Here is a 1644-nt window from a genome sequence, read left to right on the forward strand (position 1 = left end):
AAAAATCGGCCCTGTTGCGCCTGCTGGAGACGACCGACCGGGGCCGACGTGTCTTGCCCGGCCAAAAAAGCCAGATCTTGTCTCACATTGCCGCCCTGGAAGCCCTCAACCCCACCCCTTGCCCAACGGCTGCCGCAGAACGGCTGGAGGGAAATTGGCTGAACCTGTTTACCACCAGCACAGACTTGTTGCGGTTGGCCAATTTGCCCCTTTTGACCACCGGTGAGATCTATCAGTGCATTCGGGCCCAAGCGGGCCAAGTCTTTAACGTGGCGGAGATCCAGGGATCCGGCTGGCTGCAGGCTTGGCTGCCGCGGGGAGTTTTGGCGGTGGCAGCCCGCTTCTACCCGGAGTCGGAACGCCGGGTCAAGGTGATTTTCGAGCGGCTGCTGCTCGGATCCCAGGCGTTGATGAGCTACGAGATCGAGAGTTTTCTCTATCTGCTCGAACGGGATCCCGAACGGATCCCGGCGGTGAAGATCGACGTTCGCCGCCGCGAGCCAACAGGCTGGCTGGAGATTACCTATTTGGATGAGGATCTGCGGATTGGCCGTGGCAGCGAAGGGAGTGTTTTTGTCTTGCGGCGGGTGGGCCGAGGCTGCGGCTAGCCAGAGGTGCCAGAGGGTTCGGCGGCGGCGATTTCAGAAAGAGGGGTCTTGGAGGTTAGACCAGAGCCTATCTCCCAGAGGGTCTGCAGGGCGCGGTAGGCCTCTTGCAAAGTCCGCAACTCCTGTTGGGATTGCTCCAGTTGCCGGGCCCATTGCTCCTGTTGGGAGCGCAGCTTTTGGTTTTCGGATTTTGTGCGATGCAGGAGGCGCTTAAGTTTTTGCTGCTGCTGCTGGAGTTGGGCCCGCTCGGCTTCCGACTGCTGCAGTTGGATCCCTTGGCGTTCCAGTTCTATCCTCAGGGTGGTGACTTGGGATTGAAGCTGGCGCAGCTTGTGGCGCAGCGCTTGCTCTCGCTCGGGCTTGAGTTGGGGGGAAGGGGATGAGGTTTGGAGGTTTTGCAGGTGCTGTTGCAACTGTTGCACCTGCTCCTGGAGAACCCGACACTGCTGCTGCTCGCTGCGCAGTTGTGCCTGGACACGCTCGCAGATCTGGATTTCGGCTTTCAGCTGCTGCTTAATTCGGTCGAGAATCTTTTGGTGGCGGAGCTGGGTTTGGCGGATCTCCTGCGCTAATTGCCAAAGGCGCGAATCCCCCGCGGGCCTGCCACCGTGGTCGGCGGGATCGAAGGGAGACACGGCCTCCAACAGGGATTTTCGGAAATCGGCCCAGGAAGGGGATTGCAAGGCCATCTGGGTTACCCACCAAACTCCGTAGGCGGATCCGAGCCCGACCAACAAGCCAGGGATCCCGGCCAAGGACAGGGAAACCTTGGGCAGCGTGGGCAAAATCTGATCCAACAGCCCCGCCACCACCGCGCAAACCAGGAGCCCGCTCCCTGCAGCGGCGACGCCTGAGATCCAAGAGGAGCGGGAGGACATCATCGTTTTTGTTTATCAGAACCACCAGAGCGGGAGAACCAGGGCAAAGGTCAGGTTCAAAAATCACCTGTCTGCATCTCAGTTTATCCCGCCGGCAACCTCTGTCTCTCATGAACTACCCCACCGCGCAGGCGGGTGGGGGTTCCCCATCCGCTTTA

General features: G+C 60.2%; 2 protein-coding genes. One reads left to right on the forward strand and one right to left on the reverse strand.

What is annotated here, in order from left to right:
* The coding region (locus tag NW835_RS09900) for a PAP/fibrillin family protein (protein ID WP_414415190.1) at positions 1 to 608 on the forward strand (608 nt) is incomplete at its 5' end.
* Here NW835_RS09900 and NW835_RS09905 read toward each other — a convergent pair.
* A complete protein-coding gene (locus NW835_RS09905; protein WP_414415191.1) occupies positions 605 to 1417 on the reverse strand; it encodes a hypothetical protein in 813 nt (270 codons plus the stop codon). The genes NW835_RS09900 and NW835_RS09905 overlap by 4 nt on opposite strands.
* Positions 1418 to 1644 lie beyond the last annotated feature (227 nt).

This window comes from Synechococcus sp. OH2, from assembly GCF_047462155.1.
In the GTDB taxonomy this organism is placed as follows: domain Bacteria; phylum Cyanobacteriota; class Cyanobacteriia; order Thermostichales; family Thermostichaceae; genus Thermostichus.